This is a genomic window from Cupriavidus sp. GW822-FHT03E04 (assembly GCF_058801495.1).
The window spans coordinates 1-1085 of sequence record NZ_JBXANI010000075.1; the positions used below are offsets into that span (position 1 = coordinate 1).

1 protein-coding gene is annotated in these 1085 nt (G+C 60.6%); it reads left to right on the forward strand.

The annotated features are described in order from the left end of the window. Positions 1 to 153: 153 nt before the first annotated feature. Positions 154 to 1085: helix-turn-helix domain-containing protein (locus AC1RQC_RS40330; protein ID WP_492815269.1), on the forward strand; the 932-nt coding region annotated here is incomplete at its 3' end.

Consider the following 1085-nt stretch of genomic DNA (forward strand, 5'->3'; position numbering starts at 1 on the left):
GGTGAGCAAGAGCGGTGCGCTTTCGCCACAACCTGCTACGGATCCAAAACTTATCTGTGAGTGCAATCCGCGGGGAAACCCCTGCTTGGACTCAGGCGCACGCCACCTACAATCGCTACATCAAAACGCTATAGAAAAGGCGGAGGTGGAGACATGGAGTCCTTTTCATTTTCTCGCGAGAGCGCATCGCTTAGCGTCCTCAATGACATGTTCTCGCGCGCAAACGTCGAGAACGCGCGCAAGTTCTGCGAGGGTGAGACCACGCTCTGCGGGCGCGACCTCAGTCCGCATTTTGAGCTGAAGATGGTGCCGTCGGCGCCGTACCCGATGGGGATGGTAACGTCGCGGGCCCACTATATGTTCCGCCGCACGTGGAACCACATCCGCGCGAACAAGGAGAACCTCGTGGTCCTGCGGTATGTGAAGGCGGGTAGTCTTTCCATCACACAGAGCGACAGTTCCTGCGAGCTCGGGCCAGGGGACTTCTCGTTCACCCGCTCCAACGTGCCGTTTCACTACGTGAGCAAGCCCGCAGGCCAGCAACCGGCAGAGTGGTTCTTCATTCTGTTCCCGCTGGACGTGGTCCACCGTCACTTTCCTAACGGTGCGCCGATGTGCACGCGGCTCACCACGCCCACGGGCGCACAACGGGTGATGCCGCAGTTGTTGGCGCTGCTGTGCGACGAGGGCGAGTCGATCGACCGTGCAGTCAGTGACAATCTTGTGTCGGCGCTGCTGAAGACGGCCGCGCAGGCGGCCCAGGAACAGGGCGTGCAGGTTGGTCCGCGCCAGATCATCGGCGAGAAGCGCTTCGAAGGCATCGTTGCATATATCGACATGCATCTGGCCAATCCGGATCTCTCGCTGTCCACGGTCGCACAGGCGTGCCAGATCTCGCAGCGCTATCTCTGCCATCTGCTCAAGGAGCATGGCACGGCATTCTCCGACCTGCTCTGGACGAGCCGGCTTGGGAAGTCCCGAGACTGGATTGCCACGCTGGACAAGCGGCGGTATACCATCACCGAGATCTCGATCATGACCGGCTTCAAGAGCGCCGCGCATTTCAGCCGCATGTTCCGGGAGCA